Origin of the sequence: Roseiarcus sp. (assembly GCF_049514155.1) — a bacterium.
Lineage (GTDB): Bacteria > Pseudomonadota > Alphaproteobacteria > Rhizobiales > Beijerinckiaceae > Roseiarcus.
Map to the genome: position 1 here is coordinate 1 of NZ_JBEKVH010000076.1, position 15700 is coordinate 15700.

A 15700-nucleotide genomic window follows, 5' to 3' on the forward strand; every position below is an offset into this window, starting at 1 on the left:
ACCGCCGCGGCGGCCGACCTCGCGCTGATCGCCGGCCAGAAGCCGATCGTCACCCGCGCCCGCAAGGCGATCTCGACCTTCAAGGTGCGCGAGAACATGCCGATCGGCGCCAAGGTGACGCTGCGCAAGACGCGCATGTACGAGTTCCTCGACCGTCTGGTGACGGTCGCGCTGCCGCGCGTGCGCGACTTCCGCGGCCTCGACCCGAAGTCGTTCGACGGTCGCGGCAATTACGCGCTCGGGATCAAGGAGCACATCGTGTTTCCCGAGATCGACTACGACAAGGCGGAGGCGATGCTCGGTCTCGACATCGTCGTGTGCACGACCGCCAGAACTGACGCCGAGGCGCGCGCCCTGTTGCGCGCCTTCAACTTCCCGTTCCGGCAGTGAGCGCCTTGAGCGCTCAGACGCGGAAAATGGAGGCCGAGTGAATGGCAAAGAAGAGTGCAATCGAGAACAACCAGCGCAAGCAGCGCCTGGTGAAGAAATTCGCCGGGCGCCGCAAGCGGCTGCTGGACACCGCCAACGACGAGAAGCTGACGATGGAAGAGCGCTTCGAGGCGCGCATCAAGCTGGCGGCGCTGCCGCGCAACGGCGCGGCGGTTCGCATCCGCAACCGTTGCGAGGTGACCGGCCGTCCGCGCGGCTACTACCGCAAGATGAAGATGAGCCGCATCGCGCTCAGGGAATTGGGCAACAAGGGCCTGATTCCCGGCCTCGTGAAGTCGAGCTGGTGAGGAGGCGGGGATCATGGCAGTGAACGATCCGTTGGGCGATATGCTCACCCGCATCCGCAACGCGCAGACGCGCAAGCGCGGCAAGGTCACGACGCCGGGTTCGTCGCTGCGCCAGAAGGTGCTCGACGTGCTGCAGGCCGAGGGTTACATCCGCGGCTACACCACCACCGAATACGGCAACGGCCGCTCGGAGTTCGAGATCGAGCTCAAGTACTTCGACAACGAGCCGGTGATCCGCAAAATCGAGCGCGTCTCCAAGCCTGGCCGGCGCGTCTACGCCAACGTCGACTCGGTGCCGCGGGTCTCCAACGGCCTCGGCGTGTCGATCATCTCGACGCCGAAGGGCGTGATGGCCGATCACGCGGCGCGCGAGCTTCGCGTCGGCGGCGAGGTTCTCTGCACGGTCTTCTAACGGGTCGACTGTTCGAGCCGACCCGGTCGGCGTCCGCTAATTTGGAAGCACTGCAATGTCTCGTATCGGCAAGAAACCCGTGGCCATCCCGGCCGGCGTCACCGCCCGGCTCGACGGCCAATCGATCGCCGTCAAGGGCGCGAAGGGCGAGTTGACGTTCACCGCGCCCGAAGAAGTGCGGGTCAGCATCGACGCCGGCGCGATCCATGTCACGCCGCACGGCGAGGACAAGCGCGCGCGGGCGATGTGGGGAACGGCGCGCGCCCGCATCCAGAACCTCGTCGCCGGCGTGACCAAGGGCTTCGAGAAGAAGCTCGAGATCAACGGCGTCGGCTACAAGGCGGCGGTCGCGGGCAAGAACCTGCAACTGTCGCTCGGCTACAGCCACGACGTGGTCTTCCCGATTCCCGCCGGCGTCACCATCGCCACGCCGAAGCCGACCGAGATCAACATCGCCGGCATCGACAAGCGCCAGGTCGGGCAGGTCGCCGCCGAGATCCGCGCCTTTCGCGGCCCCGAGCCCTACAAGGGCAAGGGCGTGAAATACGCCGACGAGTTCATCTTCCGCAAGGAAGGCAAGAAGAAGTAAGGGGCGCCGTCATGGCCAATTCCAACAAGTCCAACGATCGGCGCAAGGCGCGCGTCCGCCGCGCGATCGCCGCTCACGCGGGCCGTCTGCGGCCGCGCCTCTCCGTGTTCCGCTCGTCCAAGCAGATCTCGGCGCAGATCATCGACGACGAAAAGGGCGTGACCGTCGCCGCCGCGTCGACTTTGGAGAAGGCGATCCGCGAGGAACTCAAGACCGGCGCCAACGTCGCTGCGGCCAAGCGCATCGGCCTCGAGATCGCCGAGCGGGCGAAGAAGGCGGGCGTCGCCAAGGTCGTGTTCGATCGTGGCGGCTACATGTATCACGGGCGCGTCAAGGCGCTCGCAGAGGGCGCTCGCGAGGGCGGCCTCGAGTTCTAAGTTCAACCTCAAGCGAGCGGCGCCGCAGGCGCGGCGACCGCGTTCAAGTGACGGAAAATCAACATGGCGCGTGAAGGAGAAGGCGGCCGCGGCCGCGATCATGGCCGAGAGGATCGCGACAGCGAGTTCGTCGACCGCCTCGTCCACATCAACCGCGTGGCGAAAGTGGTCAAGGGCGGGCGTCGCTTCGGCTTCGCGGCGCTGGTCGTCGTCGGCGACCAGAAGGGTCGGGTCGGCTTCGGCCACGGCAAGGCGCGCGAAGTGCCCGAGGCGATCCGCAAGGCGACCGAATCGGCCAAGCGTGGCCTGGTTCGCGTGCCGCTGCGCGAAGGGCGCACCCTGCATCACGACGTCCATGGACGCCACGGCGCCGGTCGCGTCGTGCTGCGCGCCGCTCCGGCCGGCACCGGCATCATCGCCGGCGGCCCGATGCGCGCCGTGTTCGAGTCGCTCGGCGTCCACGACGTCGTCGCCAAGAGCCAGGGCTCGTCGAACCCCTACAACATGATCCGCGCCACCTTCGACGCGCTGTCGCGCGAAGACAGCCCGCGTTCGGTGGCGCAGCGTCGCAACATCAAGGTGTCGACCCTCCAGTCGCGCCGCCAGGGCGTCGAAGCCGACGCCGCAGACTCCTGAGCGCGAGGCCGACCATGACCACGGCGAAGAAAGTCACGATCGAACAGATCGGCAGCCCGATCGGGCGTCCGCACGCGCAGCGTGAGACGCTCAAAGGTCTGGGCCTCAACAAGATCGGCCGTCGCGCCAGCGTCGCAGACACGCCGGAAACGCGCGGCATGATCGCCAAGGTTGCGCACCTGGTGCGCGTCGTCGACGGCCATTGAGGACGCGACCATGAAACTCAACCAGATCAAGGACAATGCGGGCGCGACAAAGTCGCGCATTCGCGTCGGCCGCGGCATCGGCTCGGGCAAGGGCAAGCAGGCGGGGCGCGGCGGCAAGGGCCAGACCGCGCGCTCCGGCGTGCGCATCAAGGGTTTCGAGGGCGGCCAGATGCCGCTGCATCGCCGCCTGGCCAAGCGCGGCTTCAATCCGCCGTCGCCGCTCGACCTCAACGAAGTCAATCTCGGCCGCGTGCAGAGCGCGATCGACGCCGGCAAGCTCGACGCCGGCAAGCCGATCACGGTCGAGGCGCTCATCGCCGCTGGCGTGGTGGCGCGGGCGCGCGACGGCGTGAAGCTGCTCGGCAACGGCGAATTCAAGGCCAAGGCCAAGTTCGAGGTCTACGGCGCGTCGAAGAGCGCGGTCGAGGCGGTCGAAAAGGCCGGCGGCAGCGTCAAGACGCTGAAGGCCGAGGCGGTCGCGGCCGGCTGACGAAGGGCCGCCCGAAGGGGTGGCGTTTCGTCGCGGGAGGGCCATATGATTTGAACGGCGCTCCGCATGGGCCGCCGTTCAAATTGCGTCTATAGCCTGCCGCGGCGGACCGCAGCCAGGCCGGGCGCTCGAGGGGCGCGTGACCCGCGCCGCGGTACTGACGGAGCGCGTAAACGATGGCATCGGCCGCCGAACAACTTGCCGCCAACATCAATTGGTCCGCTTTCTCCAAGGCGGAAGAGCTCAAGAAGCGCATCTGGTTCACCCTCGGCGCGCTGATCATCTATCGCCTCGGCACCTACATCCCGCTGCCGGGAATCGATCCCGCCGCCTTCGAGCAGTCCTTCCTCGGCCAGAAGCAGGGCGTGCTCGACATGTTCAACATGTTCTCGGGCGGCGCCGTGCAGCGCATGGCGGTGTTCGCGTTGAACATCATGCCGTACATCTCGGCCTCGATCATCATCCAGTTGCTGAGCTCGGTGCTGCCGTCGCTCGAAGCGATCAAGAAAGAGGGCGAGGCGGGCCGCAAGGTCCTCAACCAGTACACCCGCTATCTCACCGTCGTGCTGGCTCTGTTTCAGGCCTACGGCATCGCCATCGGCCTCGAGGGGCGAGGGGGCGTCGTCGCGGACCCCGGATTCCTATTCCGCTTCTCGACCATGATCACGTTGACCGGCGGGACGATGTTCCTCGTTTGGCTGGGCGAGCAGATCACGTCGCGCGGCGTCGGCAACGGCTCGTCGCTGATCATCTTCTCCGGCATCGTCGCGCGATTGCCGCAGGCGGTGGTGCAACTGTTCGAACTCGGCCGCCAGGGTTCGATCTCGACCGGCATGGTGCTTGCCGTCATCGTGATGGTGTTCGTCGTCGTCGCCTTCATCGTCTTCATGGAGCGCGCGCAGCGGCGTGTGCCGATCACCTATCCGCGCCGCCAGGTCGGCAACAAGATGTACGAGGGGCAGAGTTCGTTCCTGCCGCTCAAGCTCAACACTTCAGGCGTCATTCCGCCGATTTTTGCTTCGTCGCTGCTGCTGCTGCCCACGACCGTCGCCAATTTCGCCCAAGGCTCGGCGTCGAACGGCATCCTGTCGACCATCACCGCCTTGCTCGGCCGCGGCGGCCCGCTCTACCTCATCCTGTATGTCTCGCTGATCGTCTTCTTCGCCTTCTTCTATACCGCGACGGTGTTCAACCCCGCCGACACCGCGGACAATCTCAAGAAGCACGGCGGTTTCGTGCCTGGCGTCCGACCGGGCGAGCGCACCGCCCAATACATAGACGGCATCCTCACCCGCATCACCGTGGTCGGCGCCGCCTATCTCGCGATCATCTGCGTCCTGCCGGAGCTGCTGACTTCCTACTCGTCGGTCCAACTCTATTTCGGCGGCACTTCGCTGCTGATCGTCGTCAGCGTGACGATGGATACGGTGGCGCAGATCCATGGCCATCTGCAGGCCCACCAGTACGAGGGCCTGATCCGCAAGTCCAAGTTGAGGGGGAAGAAGAGATGAGGTTGATCCTGCTCGGGCCGCCTGGCGCCGGCAAAGGGACGCAGGCGACTCGACTGGTGGAGAAATTCGGCATTCCGCAACTTTCGACCGGCGACATGCTGCGCGCCGCGGTGGCGGCGGGAACGCCGATCGGCCTCAAGGCCAAGGCGGTAATGGAATCGGGCGCCCTGGTTTCCGACGACATCGTCGCCGGCATCATCGACGAGCGCCTCGATCAGCCCGATGCGAAGAAGGGATTCATTCTCGACGGCTTTCCGCGCACGCTGGCCCAGGCCGAGGCGCTCGACGCGATGCTCGCCCGCAAGGGGCTCAAGCTCGACGCGGCGATCGAGCTGAAGGTCGACGCCGAGAAGCTCGTTTCGCGCATCGTCAATCGCGCCGCCGAGGCCAAGGCCGCCGGCAAGCCGGTGCGCAAGGACGACGATTCGGAGATTTTCAAGACCAGGCTCGCCGCTTACTTTCGCGACACGGCGGCGGTGACGCCCTACTACGCCGCCAAGGGCGCGTTGCATGGAGTCGACGGCATGGCCGCGGTCGCCGACGTCGCCGCCGCCATCGACGCGGCGTTGGCGAAGGTAGAATGACAAACGCCGCCGCGGCGCGCGACGATTCGGCGGTTCGCGCCGAACGCCGCGGCGCGGCCGGCTTCATCATCCTCGATCGACTGCGCGCGCTCAACGCGCTGACGCTGCCGATGCTGCGCGCAATCGCCGCCGCGCTCGACGATTTCGAACGCGACGCGCGCGTCGCCCGGGTCGTCGTCGCCAGCGCCGGCGGCCGCGCCTTCTCCTCCGGCGCCGACCTGCGCTCGACTTACGAACTGGGGCAAGCGGGCGATCACGCCGCCCAGCTCGACTTCTTTCGCGAGGAATACCGGCTGAACCGCCGCATCGCGCGTTATTCCAAGCCGTGCGCTGCGTTGGTCGACGGCATCGTCATGGGCGGCGGGGTGGGTCTGTTCGCCTACGCTTCCCGTCGCGTCGTCAGCGAGCGCTGCGTGTTCGCCATGCCCGAAGTCGGCATCGGCTTCTTCCCCGACATCGGCGCCGCCCACCTGCTGGCGCGCCTGCCGAGCCGCATCGGCGCCTTGCTCGCCGCGACCGGCAAGCGGATCGAGGCTGGCGACGTCGTCGAACTCGCCATCGCGCAAACCTTCGTTCCGAGCTCGGATCTGCCCGCGCTGACAGACGCGCTCGCCGAAGCCGCGCCGCTTGACGCCGTTCTCGATCGCTTCGCCGCGCCGCCGCCGCTGGGCAAACTCGCCGCCGAGGGCGCGGCGATCCAAACCTGGTTCGCCCGGCTCGACCGTCCCGCGGTCTTGGCGGCGCTGGCCAAGGCGGCGCCCGGCGCCGAACTCGCCGCGGCGGCGCTGACGGCGATGCGCGCGACTTCGCCGACGACCCAGGCGATCGCCTTGCGCCAGATTGCGCTCGCCTCCGACCTCAGCCTTGAGGAAACGCTTCGGGTCGATTTCCGCATCGCTTCGCGCATCTGCCGCGGCGAAGACCTATACGAGGGCGTGCGGGCGACGATCATCGACAAGCGCGGCGTACCGCGCTGGCGCCCGGGGCCGAGCGAGCCGATCGCCGAGGCGGCGATCGATGCCTATTTCGCGCCGCTGCCGCCGGCCGAGGAGCTGACCTTTCCGGAGCCCGCCCGGCGGTGAAGACGACCATGCGCCAGAGCGTCGATGGCGTGACGCAGATCGTCGAACGGGCGTCGCCCGGCGCTTATGGCGCAGCCGCCGGCCTGCGGGCGAAGTTCCACTGGAGCGACGCGCTGGTCTGGTTCATGCGCGCCATCGCCTGGCTGTGGGTCGCCAAGGGGCTGTTCAACTGGGGCCTGGTGCTCGGCGCATTCTCCCGTTACGGCGACTTCTCGGTGCTGTCGCGTTCGCTGCAGGGCTCGATCGTGTTCTTCGCCGCAGTCGATCTGCTCGCGGCGGTCGGCCTGTGGCTCGCCGCGCCGTGGGGCGGCGTGCTGTGGCTTCTGTGCGTGTCGATCGAGACGGTTTCGCCGGCGCTCGGCGTGCGCGGCGGGGCGACCGGCGTGCTCGGCGTCGGACTGAACGTCGTGCTGGTCGCGGTCTATTTCTTCCTCACCTGGCGGGCCGGTCAGGAGCGGACGTAAGCGGCTTCGCGCGCCGCTCTTAACGGTCTGCAAAGGTCAACAAACCATTTGATTTAGTTCAAGTTTACCGTCTCCAGTAAACCTTGGATTCAGCCTGACTCTTAAACTCGTCTTCATGGGCCTAGGCTACTGTCGACGTCATCAAAGGACCGAATAATAATCTCGGCCTGGGACAGTCGAACAGTCGGGTGTGACATGACCAATCTTGCGAAGACAGAGGAAAACGTCTCGCGATCGGCGCGAATTTCTACCGTTCGCCCTGCGTATCTTGAGACCCTGACGATGGTCGAGCGGCTGCATCGCCGCCTTCTCGACGTCATCAAGGACGAGTTCGATCGGCGCGGCCGCTCCGACGTCAACGCCGTACAGGCGCTGCTGCTATTCAACATCGGCGACAAGGAGCTGACCGCCGGCGAGCTGCGCACGCGCGGCTACTACCTCGGCTCGAACGTCTCCTACAACGTCAAGAAGCTGGTCGAGATGGGCTATCTCCATCACGCCCGCTCGCGCATCGACCGCCGCTCGGTCCGCATCAGTCTGACCGAAAAGGGCGAGGAGGTGCATCGCATCATCACCGGGCTCTACGAGAAGCACGCGACCACGGTCGAGCAGATCGGCGGCGTCATGGCCGACGACTTCGCCCGCATGAACGTGTCGCTGGCGCGACTCGAGCGCTTTTGGACCGATCAGATCAAATACCGCCTGTGACGCGGCCGGGCTCAAGGCCCCAAACGCGTTGCGGTTGATCTGTCCCGGTCGCGCGATGGAATCGGCAAGGGCGCCCTCTGCGGGCGCCCTTTTTTGTTGCGCGCGTTCACGCTTGCGTGCGAGCTGCGCCCGGCCATAAATTCGCCCGAAGGGTCGGCGAGTTACCGGAAGGGCAGGGTCGTCGCGATCGAATCGCGGGCCGGCCCCAATCGCGAATGCGGCGCGGGGGGCCACGACTGAGAGCGGCGTTTCGCGCGTATCATCAAGGGGCTTGGCCTGTTCATGACGGGATCTCGGTTTGCGCGCGTCGATCGACGCGCCTTTCTTTCTGGCGTCGCGGTCTGCGCCCTCGCCGGCGCGACCTTCGTCCCCTTGGCGGCCCGCGCGCAGCAGGCCGACGACGACCAGGCCGAGTGGCGTCAGAGCTACGAGACTTCCGATCGCGTTTCGATCGGCCGCGAGAGCACGCCGACGCTGTCGCCGGCGACGGTCGACGCCACCGAAAAGGCGATCGAGCTCTATCAGAGCCTTGTTTCTCGCGGCGGCTGGAACGCGGTTCCCGCCGTCGAGTTGAAGATCGGTTCGAAGTCCAAGGCGGTGCAGGCTTTGCGTCAGCGCCTGGTCGCCTCCGGCGATCTCGACCAGGAAGCCGGCATGGGCCCGGTGTTTGATTCCTTCGTCGACGCGGCGGTCAAGCGCTTCCAGGTCCGCCACGGGCTCAATCCGACCGGCGACGTCAACGACGCGACCCTCGCCGAACTCAACGTGCCGGCCGAAGCGCGCCTGCAGCAATTGCAGACCAACATCGTCCGCTTGCGCGCCTATTCGGGCGACCTCGGCCGTCGGTTCGTCATGGTCAACATTCCCTCCGCCGCAGTCGAGACGGTGGAGGACGGCGCCGTTCATTCCCACCACGCCGCCGGCGTCGGCAAGATCGATCGCCAGTCGCCGATCATGCAGACCAAGGCGACCGAGGTGAATTTCAATCCATTCTGGACTGTGCCGCCGTCGCTGATCAAGAAAGACCTCATCCCCAAGATGCAGGCCGACCCGACCTATCTGACCGACGAGAAGATCCGCGTCTTCAACAAGGAGGGCCAGGAGGTTTCGCCGCAGTCGATCAACTGGAACAGCGACGAAGCGACCCACTACAAGTATCGCCAGGATCAGGGCGCCGACCTCAACTCGCTCGGCTTCGTTCGCATCAACATCCCCAACCCTTACGGCGTCTACATGCACGACACGCCGTCGAAGGGCGTATTCGGCGACGACTTCCGCTTCGTCTCGTCGGGCTGCGTGCGCGTGCAGGACGTGCGCGACTATGTCGCCTGGCTGCTGGAGGACAATCCCGGCTGGGGCCGCGATCAGATCGACGAGGTGATCCGCTCCGGCGACCGCGTCGACGTCAAGCTGACGACGCCGGTGCCGGTCTACTGGGTCTACGTCACCGCCTGGGCGACGCCGGACGGGATCGTGCAGTTCCGCCCCGACATCTATCAGCGCGACGGGTCCGGACCCGGCCCGCTTGCCTCCGCCATTCCCGCCCAGCCGCTCGCCCTGCCGCAGGATTGAGCCGCTCTAGCCGATGAGGCCGGTCGCCTTCGCGTAATAGACGAGGGCGATCGTCTTGGCGTCGCGGATGACGCCCGAGGCGATCATCGCCTCGGCTTCCGCGTATCCGACCTCGACAACTTCGATGCGTTCGTCGGCGTCGACGCCGCCGCCGGCGCCGACGCGGTCACTCGCGCTATAAGGGGCGACGAAACAGCCGACTGTCTCGGTGAGCGCGCCAGGGCTGGTGAAGGCGTCGAAGGCATGGCGCGCCTCGGCGATCCGGACGCCGGTCTCTTCCAATGCTTCGCGCCGCGCGCAGGTCTCAGGATCGTCGCCGTCAAGCATGCCGGCGCAGGCCTCGATCATTTCCGGCGTCCCGTCGGCGAGATAAGCGGCGAGGCGGAACTGCCTGACCAGCATCACGACGCCGCGCGCCGGGTCGTAGAGCAGCACCGCGGCGGCGGGGCCGTGATGGTAGATCTCGTGGTCGAGCACGCGTCGCGAGCCGTCCGCCTCCTCGACCTCGGCGCGGGTGCGGGTGAGGCGGAAGCGCTCGTTCGCCAGCGTCCGCTCAGCGATCACGCGCACGCTCTTGGCCATCGCCTGTGGCTCCCGTTTGCGGTTGGCCGCGTCGCTTAAACCGCGTCAGACGCCGAACTGCTCACGCAACGTCCGTTCATCGAACGGATGGCCAGCGTCGTGCAGCAGGATCAGCGATGTGGCGAAGTCGGTTTCGACGGCGACGCGCATGACGTCGCGGATTTCGATGTGGTCGGCGGCCGCGGCGACCGGCCGCTTGTCGTGCTCCAGGATCTCGAACGCAACCTTCGCCCCTTCGGGCAGCAAGGCGCCGCGCCAGCGCCGCGGCCGGAAGACGCAGATCGGCGTCAGCGCCATCAGCCGCGATCCCCATGGCAGAATCGGGCCGCTGGCGGAAAGATTGTAAGCGGTCGAGCCGGCCGGCGTCGCCACCAGCACGCCATCGGCGACCAGCTCCGCGACCCGCACCCTGTCGTCGACCAGGATCTCGATCTTGGCCGCCTGGTACTTCTGCCGCCACAACGACACTTCGTTGATCGCCCGTGCGGTCATTTCCTGGTCGTGCACGTCGCGCGTGCGCATCAGCAGCGGATGGATGATCGAAGGCTGCGCGACCGCCAGGCGGGCGCGCAGGCCGCGCTCGGAAAAGTCGTTCATCAGAAAGCCGAGAGAGCCGCGATTCATGCCGTAGACCGGCTTGGGCGCCGACATCGTCCGATGCAGGGTCTGCAGCATCGTGCCGTCGCCGCCCAGGGCGACAATGACGTCGGCCTCCTCGAACGGAATGTCGCCATAGCGGTCGATGAGCTTCAGGCGCGCCGCCTCGGCGTCCGGCGCGGTGGAAGAAACGAAGCAGATCGCCTGGTGTTTCTCCTCGACGGACTCTTGCGCGCTCATGCCGGCCCCTCTTCGCCGCAGCGAGGAATAGAGGAACGGCGCGCTTGCGTAAACTCCATGCCCGCCACGGCGAAGTCGCCGCGGGTTCGAGGCTTAAACCGAGGATCGGGCCGGCGCGGGCGCGCGGCCGCGCCGGCCGACCGCGTCGGGCGTCGGCAGGGTGATGAGGAAACGCGCGCCGCAATAGAAATCGTCGCTCTTGGCTTCGGCGAGGCTGATCGAGCCGCCGTTGCGCGCGACGAGGTCGGCGGCGATGGCGAGGCCGAGACCCGTCCCACCCTCACGGGTGGTCAGATGGAACGGTTCGAAAATGTGCGCAGTCTGTTCGGAGGCGAAACCGGGCCCGGTGTCGCTGATCTCGATCAGCGCGACATTGTCGGTGCGAATCGCCGCGAGGCGGATCGCGGTCGGCCGACCGTTTTGCGCTCCGCGGGTGCACAAAACCTGGGCGGCGTTGCGGCAGAGGTTCTCGATCACCCGCTGGATGTGGTCGGCGTCGGCGAGCAGCTCGAACTTCGGTGGGATGTCGATCGCGTAAACGACCGCCCCGGCGCGTTCGGCCTCGGCGGTCTCGACCACCTGACGCACCAGCTCGCGCAAATCGAAGCGCCGCGGCGACGGCGCCTGCTCGCGTCCGCCGCCGTAAGTGAGGGTCGACTGGCAGAACACGATTGCGCGGTCGAGCGTCGCCACCAGCCGCGGCGCGAGGCGCTGGGCGAGCGGGTCGGGGATTGTGCTCAGACGATCGGAAATGAGCTGCGCCGCCGACAGCATGTTGCGCAGATCGTGGTTGATGCGCGCCACCGCCATGCCGAGCTCGGCAAGCCGCTTGCGCTGCCTGAGTTCGTGGGCGAGCGAACTCTGCATCGTCGCCAGCGCCGCCTCGGCGCGGCCGATCTCGTCGTCTCGGCCGCTCGGCGCGATGACGCGCGCGCTTTCCTGCGGCCGCTCGCCGAAGGCGATGATGCTCGACGTCAGCCGGCGCACCGGCCGGATCACCAACGACCACAGCGCCGCCCACAGCACGCAGGTCACCACGGCGGAAATGATCAGCGACAGGACGAGGAAGTTGCGGGAAATGCGCCACATCGCCTCGATCAGCGGCGATTCGTCGAGGGTCACGTCGATCGTCGCGCCGTCGCCCTGCGACCGCCCGATCACCCGCACCAGCGAGCCGGGCTGGGCGAACAGCGTGCGGAAAGCCGCTTGGCTGAGCATGGGCGTCGATGAGGAGGAATCGCCCATCTCGTCCGTCTCGACGACGGCGCCTGGCGGTTTGTCGGGCTCGGCGGCCAGCCGTCGCCCAACCGGCAGGGTGACGACGATCGACTTGGCGTTGACCGTGTCGAGGATCTTGTCGGCGAGTTCCGGCGGCGCCGGCTCCTTGCCGGTCTCGCCGAACAACATCATCGCCGTATGGGCGACCATCAATCGGTCGCGCAGCCAGTTCTCGCGATAGGCGGTCAGGCGCGAGGCGTAGAAGAGGCCCATCGCCACCAACACGAAGCCGACCGTCAGCAGAAGAAGTCGGCCTGCGATGCCGATCGAGCGGCGGCGCAGCGGGGCGGCCGCGCCCGCGCCAAGCGCATCGTCGGACGCGTCGACCAGCGCCGTCGGCGATTGTCTGGCGGCCGCCTGCTCAGGCGACAGCAGGGACATGGTCGTCCTCCAGATAGACGCGAATGATCTCGTCGAAACTCGACTCAGCGGCAAAGCCGAGCGCCTGAGCGCGCCGAGCGTCGAAACGGCCTGGCCAACCGGAAACGATGGCGGCGCTCGACTCGTCGGCCTGGCGACGGATCAGCCGGACCGCAGCGTCGCCGCCGATACGGCGCAACGCCTCGATCTGCTCGCCGACCGTCGTCGAAAAGCCGGGCATCGTCAAGCTGCGCCGCGGACCCAGCCGCCCGAGGTCGAGCGCCGCGGCATGGAGGAAGAAGCCGACCGCCGCGCGCGGCGAGGCGCACCAGAGCTGCATCGTCTCGGGCGTCGGCAGGATCGCTTCGCGTCCCGAGAGGGGTTCGCGGATGATCGACGAAAAGAAGCCGGAGGCGGCGCGGTTGGCCGGTCCCGGCCTGACGACGACCGTCGGCAGGCGCAGCGCGATCCCGTCGAAGACTGCGCGGCGCGAATAGTCGGCGATGAGCAGTTCGACGATCGCCTTCTGCGCGCCGTAGCTGGTCAGCGGCGCGACGAGGAAATCGTCGTCGATCGTCTCGGGGAAGGGCGCGCCGAACACGGCGATCGATGAGGCGTAGATCAGCCGCGGGCGATAGGCGCCGCCGGAGCGCTCGCGTTCGCGGCGGATCGCCTCGAACAGGCGTCGCGTCGCGTCGAGATTGACCGCGTAGCCTTTGTCGAAATCGCTTTCCGCTTCGCCCGACACCACCGCTGCAAGGTGAAACACGACGTCGGGGCGCGCCGCGATCGCCTTCGCCGCGGTCGACGGCGCGGCGACGTCGAGCGCCTCGCACAGCGTCGTGAAGCGGGCGCCGGCGGGCGGGGCGGGAACGACGACGTCGACGAGATGAGCGGTTTCGATCGGCCGGCCGGCGATTGCGCCGTCGGCCGCCAGCCTGACGCAAAGTTTCCGACCGATCATGCCTGCCGCGCCGGTGACCAGGATGCGCATTGTCCGACCCTTTTCGTCCTCCGCGGACTCGCCGCGGACCCAGGAGGCGCCGAGCAGCGCAGAATTTCGTGAAGAAAATAAGTCAAAAGCGCGACGGTCACGAATTAGACAAATTCTAAAGCGAAGTGGCGGTTCGGGTGAAGTCTGGGGAGGCTAACGCTGAACAAATTGAGGCATCTGTGATCAAACATATTCTCGTTGCTTCCGTAGCGCTCACTGGCGCCGCCGGCGCCAAAGCCAAAGCCGACGAATACGGATTGGCGACCTACTATCGCAATCCGTCGCATGGCGGCCTGATCGCCGCCCATCCTACGCTGCCCTTCGGCTCGCATGTGCGTGTCACCAATCTCGACAATGGCCGCAACACGGTGGTCACCATCGTCGACCGCGGCCCGTTCGCCCGCGGCCGCATCATCGACGTTTCCACCGTCGCCGCCGACGTGCTCGGCATGCGCCAAGCCGGCGTCGCGCACGTGCGGCTGCAGAAGCTGTAAGCGGCTCGAGCGCGGCGCGTTCTAGTTTTCGCCTTCCAGCAACCTTCGGGCGATCACCTGCGCCTGGATTTCCGCCGCGCCCTCGAAAATGCTGAGGATGCGCGCGTCGCACAGCACGCGCGAGATCGGATATTCGAGCGCGAAGCCGTTGCCGCCGTGGATCTGCAGCGCGTTGTCGGCCGCCGCCCAGGCGACGCGGGCGGCGAGCAGCTTGGCCATGCCGGCCTCGAGGTCGCATCGCCGCCCGGCGTCCTTGGCGCGGCCGGCGAAGTAAGTGAGCTGGCGGGCGATGTGGATCTCGACCGCCATCATCGCCAGTTTGTCGGCGACGCGCGGGAAGGCGATGATCGGCTTGCCGAACTGCACGCGCTCCTTGGCGTAGCGCAGACCGAGCTCGAACGCGCATTGGGCGACGCCGACGGCGCGCGCCGCGGTCTGGATGCGCGCCGACTCGAAAGTCGCCATCAACTGCTTGAAGCCCTGGCCCTCGACGCCGCCGAGCAGGCTTTCGGCCGGCACGCGGAAATTGTCGAAAGCGATTTCGTATTCCTTCATGCCGCGGTAGCCGAGCACCTCGATCTCGCCGCCCGACATGCCAGAGGCCGGAAACGGGTTGGAATCGTCGCCGCGCGGCTTTTCGGCCAGCAGCATCGACAGGCCTCTGTAGCCAGGCGCGTCGGGATTGGTGCGCGCCAGCAGCGTCATCAGGTCGGCGCGCACCGGATGGGTGATCCAAGTCTTGGCGCCGTTGACGACGTAGGAATCGCCATCGCGGGTCGCGCGCGTGCGCAACGCGGCGAGGTCGGAGCCGGTGTTGGGTTCGGTGAAGACCGCGGTCGGCAGGACCTCGCCGCTGGCGATCTTGGGCAGCAAGCGGCGCTTTTGCGCCTCGGTGCCGCCCACCAGAATCAGCTCGGCGGCGATCTCCGAGCGCGTGCCGAGCGAGCCGACGCCGATATAGCCGCGCGACAGCTCCTCGGAGACGACGCACATCGCCACCTTGCCGAGCCCGAGGCCGCCGTACTCCTCGGGGATGGTGAGGCCGAAGACGCCGAGCTCGGCGAGGCCGCCGATCACCTCGAGCGGGATATAGGCGTTGGCGCGGTGCCAGTCCTGCGCGTGGGGGACGACTTCGGCGTCGGCGAAGCGGCGCATCTCGGCGCGGATCGCTTCGAAAGTCTCGTCGAGGCCGGGATCGCCGATCGCCCCCTCGTGCGCTGCGGCGATCAGCGCCGCCAGCCGCGCCCGCGAGTCGAGCGCGCTTCCCTCGGCGATCAGGGTTTCGACCGCCTCCGTGCGGGTCGCCGCGATCTCCGACCCGGAGAGGCCGAAATCGGCGAGGCGGACGATCTCGCCCTGGTTCATGGCGATGCCGCCGAAAATCTGGGCGAGGTATTCGCCGAGCCCGATCTGGGTCAGCAGCGCCTCGGTCTCGCCGTAGCGCCCTTCGGCTTGCATGCGGCGGGCGTAGCCCGCCATCTCGCGGATCGCCTCGACATAAGTCGCCAGCCAGGCGAGCCCGTGCGCGGCATGTTGTTCGCGCTCGAGTTTTCCCGCGTTGAGAACGCCGTCTTCGCTCACGCGCGGCCGTAGCCGCCGAGCGGCGCGGGCGAGCAGGTCCTCGACGGCGCGCAAGGCTTCAAAGGCAAGGTCGTCGGGCGACACGATTTGCTCCCGCAGGCGGAATGTTGCATTGCACAATGCGTCGGCGCATGACCCGAGGCAATGCCCCTTTCGGCGAAGGGGCCGCGCTCCTGAACGGTCGCCGCCGCGCCGTGCGTTCACGC

At 67.3% G+C, this 15700-nt stretch carries 20 protein-coding genes; 15 read left to right on the forward strand and 5 right to left on the reverse strand.

The window, feature by feature from the left end; translation table 11 throughout:
- The 14 genes from rplE to ABSF49_RS12285 form a co-directional block, all read left to right on the forward strand.
- Window positions 1–390 (forward strand): 50S ribosomal protein L5 (rplE, locus tag ABSF49_RS12220; protein WP_424112929.1); only part of this gene is annotated, 390 nt, incomplete at its 5' end.
- Window positions 391–431: 41 nt separating this feature from the next.
- Entirely contained in the window at window positions 432–737 is a 306-nt protein-coding gene (rpsN, locus tag ABSF49_RS12225) for a 30S ribosomal protein S14 (protein WP_424112930.1), read from the forward strand.
- Window positions 738–750: 13 nt separating this feature from the next.
- Complete coding sequence (gene rpsH, locus ABSF49_RS12230; RefSeq protein ID WP_424112931.1) at window positions 751–1149, forward strand: 30S ribosomal protein S8; 399 nt, start codon at window positions 751–753, stop codon at window positions 1147–1149.
- Window positions 1150–1204: 55 nt separating this feature from the next.
- Window positions 1205–1738 (forward strand): 50S ribosomal protein L6, encoded by a 534-nt coding sequence (gene rplF, locus ABSF49_RS12235; RefSeq protein ID WP_424112932.1) that lies wholly within the window; start codon window positions 1205–1207, stop codon window positions 1736–1738.
- 11 nt (window positions 1739–1749) lie between these two features.
- Complete coding sequence (gene rplR / locus ABSF49_RS12240) at window positions 1750–2115, forward strand: 50S ribosomal protein L18 (protein WP_424112933.1); 366 nt, start codon at window positions 1750–1752, stop codon at window positions 2113–2115.
- A 63-nt stretch (window positions 2116–2178) separates the two neighbouring features.
- Window positions 2179–2751, forward strand: coding sequence for a 30S ribosomal protein S5 (rpsE, locus tag ABSF49_RS12245; protein ID WP_424112934.1), 573 nt, complete (start codon window positions 2179–2181; stop codon window positions 2749–2751).
- 14 nt (window positions 2752–2765) lie between these two features.
- On the forward strand, window positions 2766–2957 hold the full coding sequence (gene rpmD, locus ABSF49_RS12250) for a 50S ribosomal protein L30 (RefSeq protein WP_424112935.1): 192 nt from the start codon (window positions 2766–2768) through the stop codon (window positions 2955–2957).
- Between the two features lie 10 nt (window positions 2958–2967).
- A complete protein-coding gene (gene rplO, locus ABSF49_RS12255; protein WP_424112936.1) occupies window positions 2968–3447 on the forward strand; it encodes a 50S ribosomal protein L15 in 480 nt (159 codons plus the stop codon).
- A 176-nt stretch (window positions 3448–3623) separates the two neighbouring features.
- Window positions 3624–4958 (forward strand): preprotein translocase subunit SecY, encoded by a 1335-nt coding sequence (gene secY, locus ABSF49_RS12260; RefSeq protein WP_424112937.1) that lies wholly within the window; start codon window positions 3624–3626, stop codon window positions 4956–4958.
- Window positions 4955–5542, forward strand: a complete 588-nt coding sequence (locus ABSF49_RS12265) for an adenylate kinase (protein ID WP_424112938.1) — start codon at window positions 4955–4957, stop codon at window positions 5540–5542. The genes secY and ABSF49_RS12265 overlap by 4 nt, the downstream gene beginning before the upstream one ends.
- The gene (locus ABSF49_RS12270; protein WP_424112939.1) at window positions 5539–6624 is read left to right on the forward strand and encodes an enoyl-CoA hydratase/isomerase family protein; all 1086 of its coding nucleotides are present in this window, start codon (window positions 5539–5541) and stop codon (window positions 6622–6624) included. Before ABSF49_RS12265 ends, ABSF49_RS12270 begins: the two co-directional genes overlap by 4 nt.
- Window positions 6625–6632: 8 nt before the next feature.
- Entirely contained in the window at window positions 6633–7088 is a 456-nt protein-coding gene (locus ABSF49_RS12275) for a DUF6163 family protein (RefSeq protein ID WP_424112940.1), read from the forward strand.
- Between the two features lie 195 nt (window positions 7089–7283).
- The gene (ldtR, locus tag ABSF49_RS12280) at window positions 7284–7796 is read left to right on the forward strand and encodes a transcriptional regulator LdtR (protein ID WP_424112941.1); all 513 of its coding nucleotides are present in this window, start codon (window positions 7284–7286) and stop codon (window positions 7794–7796) included.
- Between the two features lie 282 nt (window positions 7797–8078).
- Window positions 8079–9368, forward strand: coding sequence for a L,D-transpeptidase family protein (locus tag ABSF49_RS12285; RefSeq protein ID WP_424112942.1), 1290 nt, complete (start codon window positions 8079–8081; stop codon window positions 9366–9368).
- Window positions 9369–9374: 6 nt separating this feature from the next.
- Here ABSF49_RS12285 and ABSF49_RS12290 read toward each other — a convergent pair whose 3' ends face one another.
- The 4 genes from ABSF49_RS12290 to denD form a co-directional block, all read right to left on the reverse strand.
- Complete coding sequence (locus tag ABSF49_RS12290) at window positions 9375–9950, reverse strand: NUDIX domain-containing protein (RefSeq protein WP_424112943.1); 576 nt, start codon at window positions 9948–9950, stop codon at window positions 9375–9377.
- A gap of 45 nt (window positions 9951–9995) precedes the next feature.
- Window positions 9996–10787 carry an NAD kinase gene (locus ABSF49_RS12295; RefSeq protein ID WP_424112944.1) on the reverse strand — a complete coding sequence of 264 codons (792 nt, stop codon included), beginning with the start codon at window positions 10785–10787 and terminating at the stop codon, window positions 9996–9998.
- A gap of 93 nt (window positions 10788–10880) precedes the next feature.
- A complete protein-coding gene (locus ABSF49_RS12300; RefSeq protein WP_424112945.1) occupies window positions 10881–12446 on the reverse strand; it encodes a sensor histidine kinase in 1566 nt (521 codons plus the stop codon).
- Complete coding sequence (gene denD, locus ABSF49_RS12305) at window positions 12427–13419, reverse strand: D-erythronate dehydrogenase (RefSeq protein WP_424112946.1); 993 nt, start codon at window positions 13417–13419, stop codon at window positions 12427–12429. Before denD ends, ABSF49_RS12300 begins: the two co-directional genes overlap by 20 nt.
- A gap of 179 nt (window positions 13420–13598) precedes the next feature.
- On the opposite strand from denD, the gene ABSF49_RS12310 reads away from it, so the two are divergent.
- On the forward strand, window positions 13599–13913 hold the full coding sequence (locus tag ABSF49_RS12310) for a septal ring lytic transglycosylase RlpA family protein (RefSeq protein ID WP_424112947.1): 315 nt from the start codon (window positions 13599–13601) through the stop codon (window positions 13911–13913).
- A 21-nt stretch (window positions 13914–13934) separates the two neighbouring features.
- On the opposite strand, the gene ABSF49_RS12315 is transcribed toward ABSF49_RS12310, so the two are convergent.
- Window positions 13935–15578: an acyl-CoA dehydrogenase family protein gene (locus tag ABSF49_RS12315; protein WP_424112948.1), complete on the reverse strand. Its 1644-nt coding sequence runs from the start codon at window positions 15576–15578 to the stop codon at window positions 13935–13937.
- Between the last annotated feature and the right edge of the window lie 122 nt (window positions 15579–15700).

What these genes read in the sequence shown, in the direction of transcription:
- rpsN (WP_424112930.1), top strand. Translation starts at nt 432, where the DNA reads ATGGCAAAGAAGAGTGCAATCGAGAACAACCAGCGCAAGCAGCGCCTG.
- rpsH (WP_424112931.1), top strand. Translation starts at nt 751, where the DNA reads ATGGCAGTGAACGATCCGTTGGGCGATATGCTCACCCGCATCCGCAAC.
- rplF (WP_424112932.1), top strand. Translation starts at nt 1,205, where the DNA reads ATGTCTCGTATCGGCAAGAAACCCGTGGCCATCCCGGCCGGCGTCACC.
- rplR (WP_424112933.1), top strand. Translation starts at nt 1,750, where the DNA reads ATGGCCAATTCCAACAAGTCCAACGATCGGCGCAAGGCGCGCGTCCGC.
- rpsE (WP_424112934.1), top strand. Translation starts at nt 2,179, where the DNA reads ATGGCGCGTGAAGGAGAAGGCGGCCGCGGCCGCGATCATGGCCGAGAG.
- rpmD (WP_424112935.1), top strand. Translation starts at nt 2,766, where the DNA reads ATGACCACGGCGAAGAAAGTCACGATCGAACAGATCGGCAGCCCGATC.
- rplO (WP_424112936.1), top strand. Translation starts at nt 2,968, where the DNA reads ATGAAACTCAACCAGATCAAGGACAATGCGGGCGCGACAAAGTCGCGC.
- secY (WP_424112937.1), top strand. Translation starts at nt 3,624, where the DNA reads ATGGCATCGGCCGCCGAACAACTTGCCGCCAACATCAATTGGTCCGCT.
- ABSF49_RS12265 (WP_424112938.1), top strand. Translation starts at nt 4,955, where the DNA reads ATGAGGTTGATCCTGCTCGGGCCGCCTGGCGCCGGCAAAGGGACGCAG.
- ABSF49_RS12270 (WP_424112939.1), top strand. Translation starts at nt 5,539, where the DNA reads ATGACAAACGCCGCCGCGGCGCGCGACGATTCGGCGGTTCGCGCCGAA.
- ABSF49_RS12275 (WP_424112940.1), top strand. Translation starts at nt 6,633, where the DNA reads ATGCGCCAGAGCGTCGATGGCGTGACGCAGATCGTCGAACGGGCGTCG.
- ldtR (WP_424112941.1), top strand. Translation starts at nt 7,284, where the DNA reads ATGACCAATCTTGCGAAGACAGAGGAAAACGTCTCGCGATCGGCGCGA.
- ABSF49_RS12285 (WP_424112942.1), top strand. Translation starts at nt 8,079, where the DNA reads ATGACGGGATCTCGGTTTGCGCGCGTCGATCGACGCGCCTTTCTTTCT.
- ABSF49_RS12290 (WP_424112943.1), bottom strand. Translation starts at nt 9,950, where the DNA reads ATGGCCAAGAGCGTGCGCGTGATCGCTGAGCGGACGCTGGCGAACGAG.
- ABSF49_RS12295 (WP_424112944.1), bottom strand. Translation starts at nt 10,787, where the DNA reads ATGAGCGCGCAAGAGTCCGTCGAGGAGAAACACCAGGCGATCTGCTTC.
- ABSF49_RS12300 (WP_424112945.1), bottom strand. Translation starts at nt 12,446, where the DNA reads ATGTCCCTGCTGTCGCCTGAGCAGGCGGCCGCCAGACAATCGCCGACG.
- denD (WP_424112946.1), bottom strand. Translation starts at nt 13,419, where the DNA reads ATGCGCATCCTGGTCACCGGCGCGGCAGGCATGATCGGTCGGAAACTT.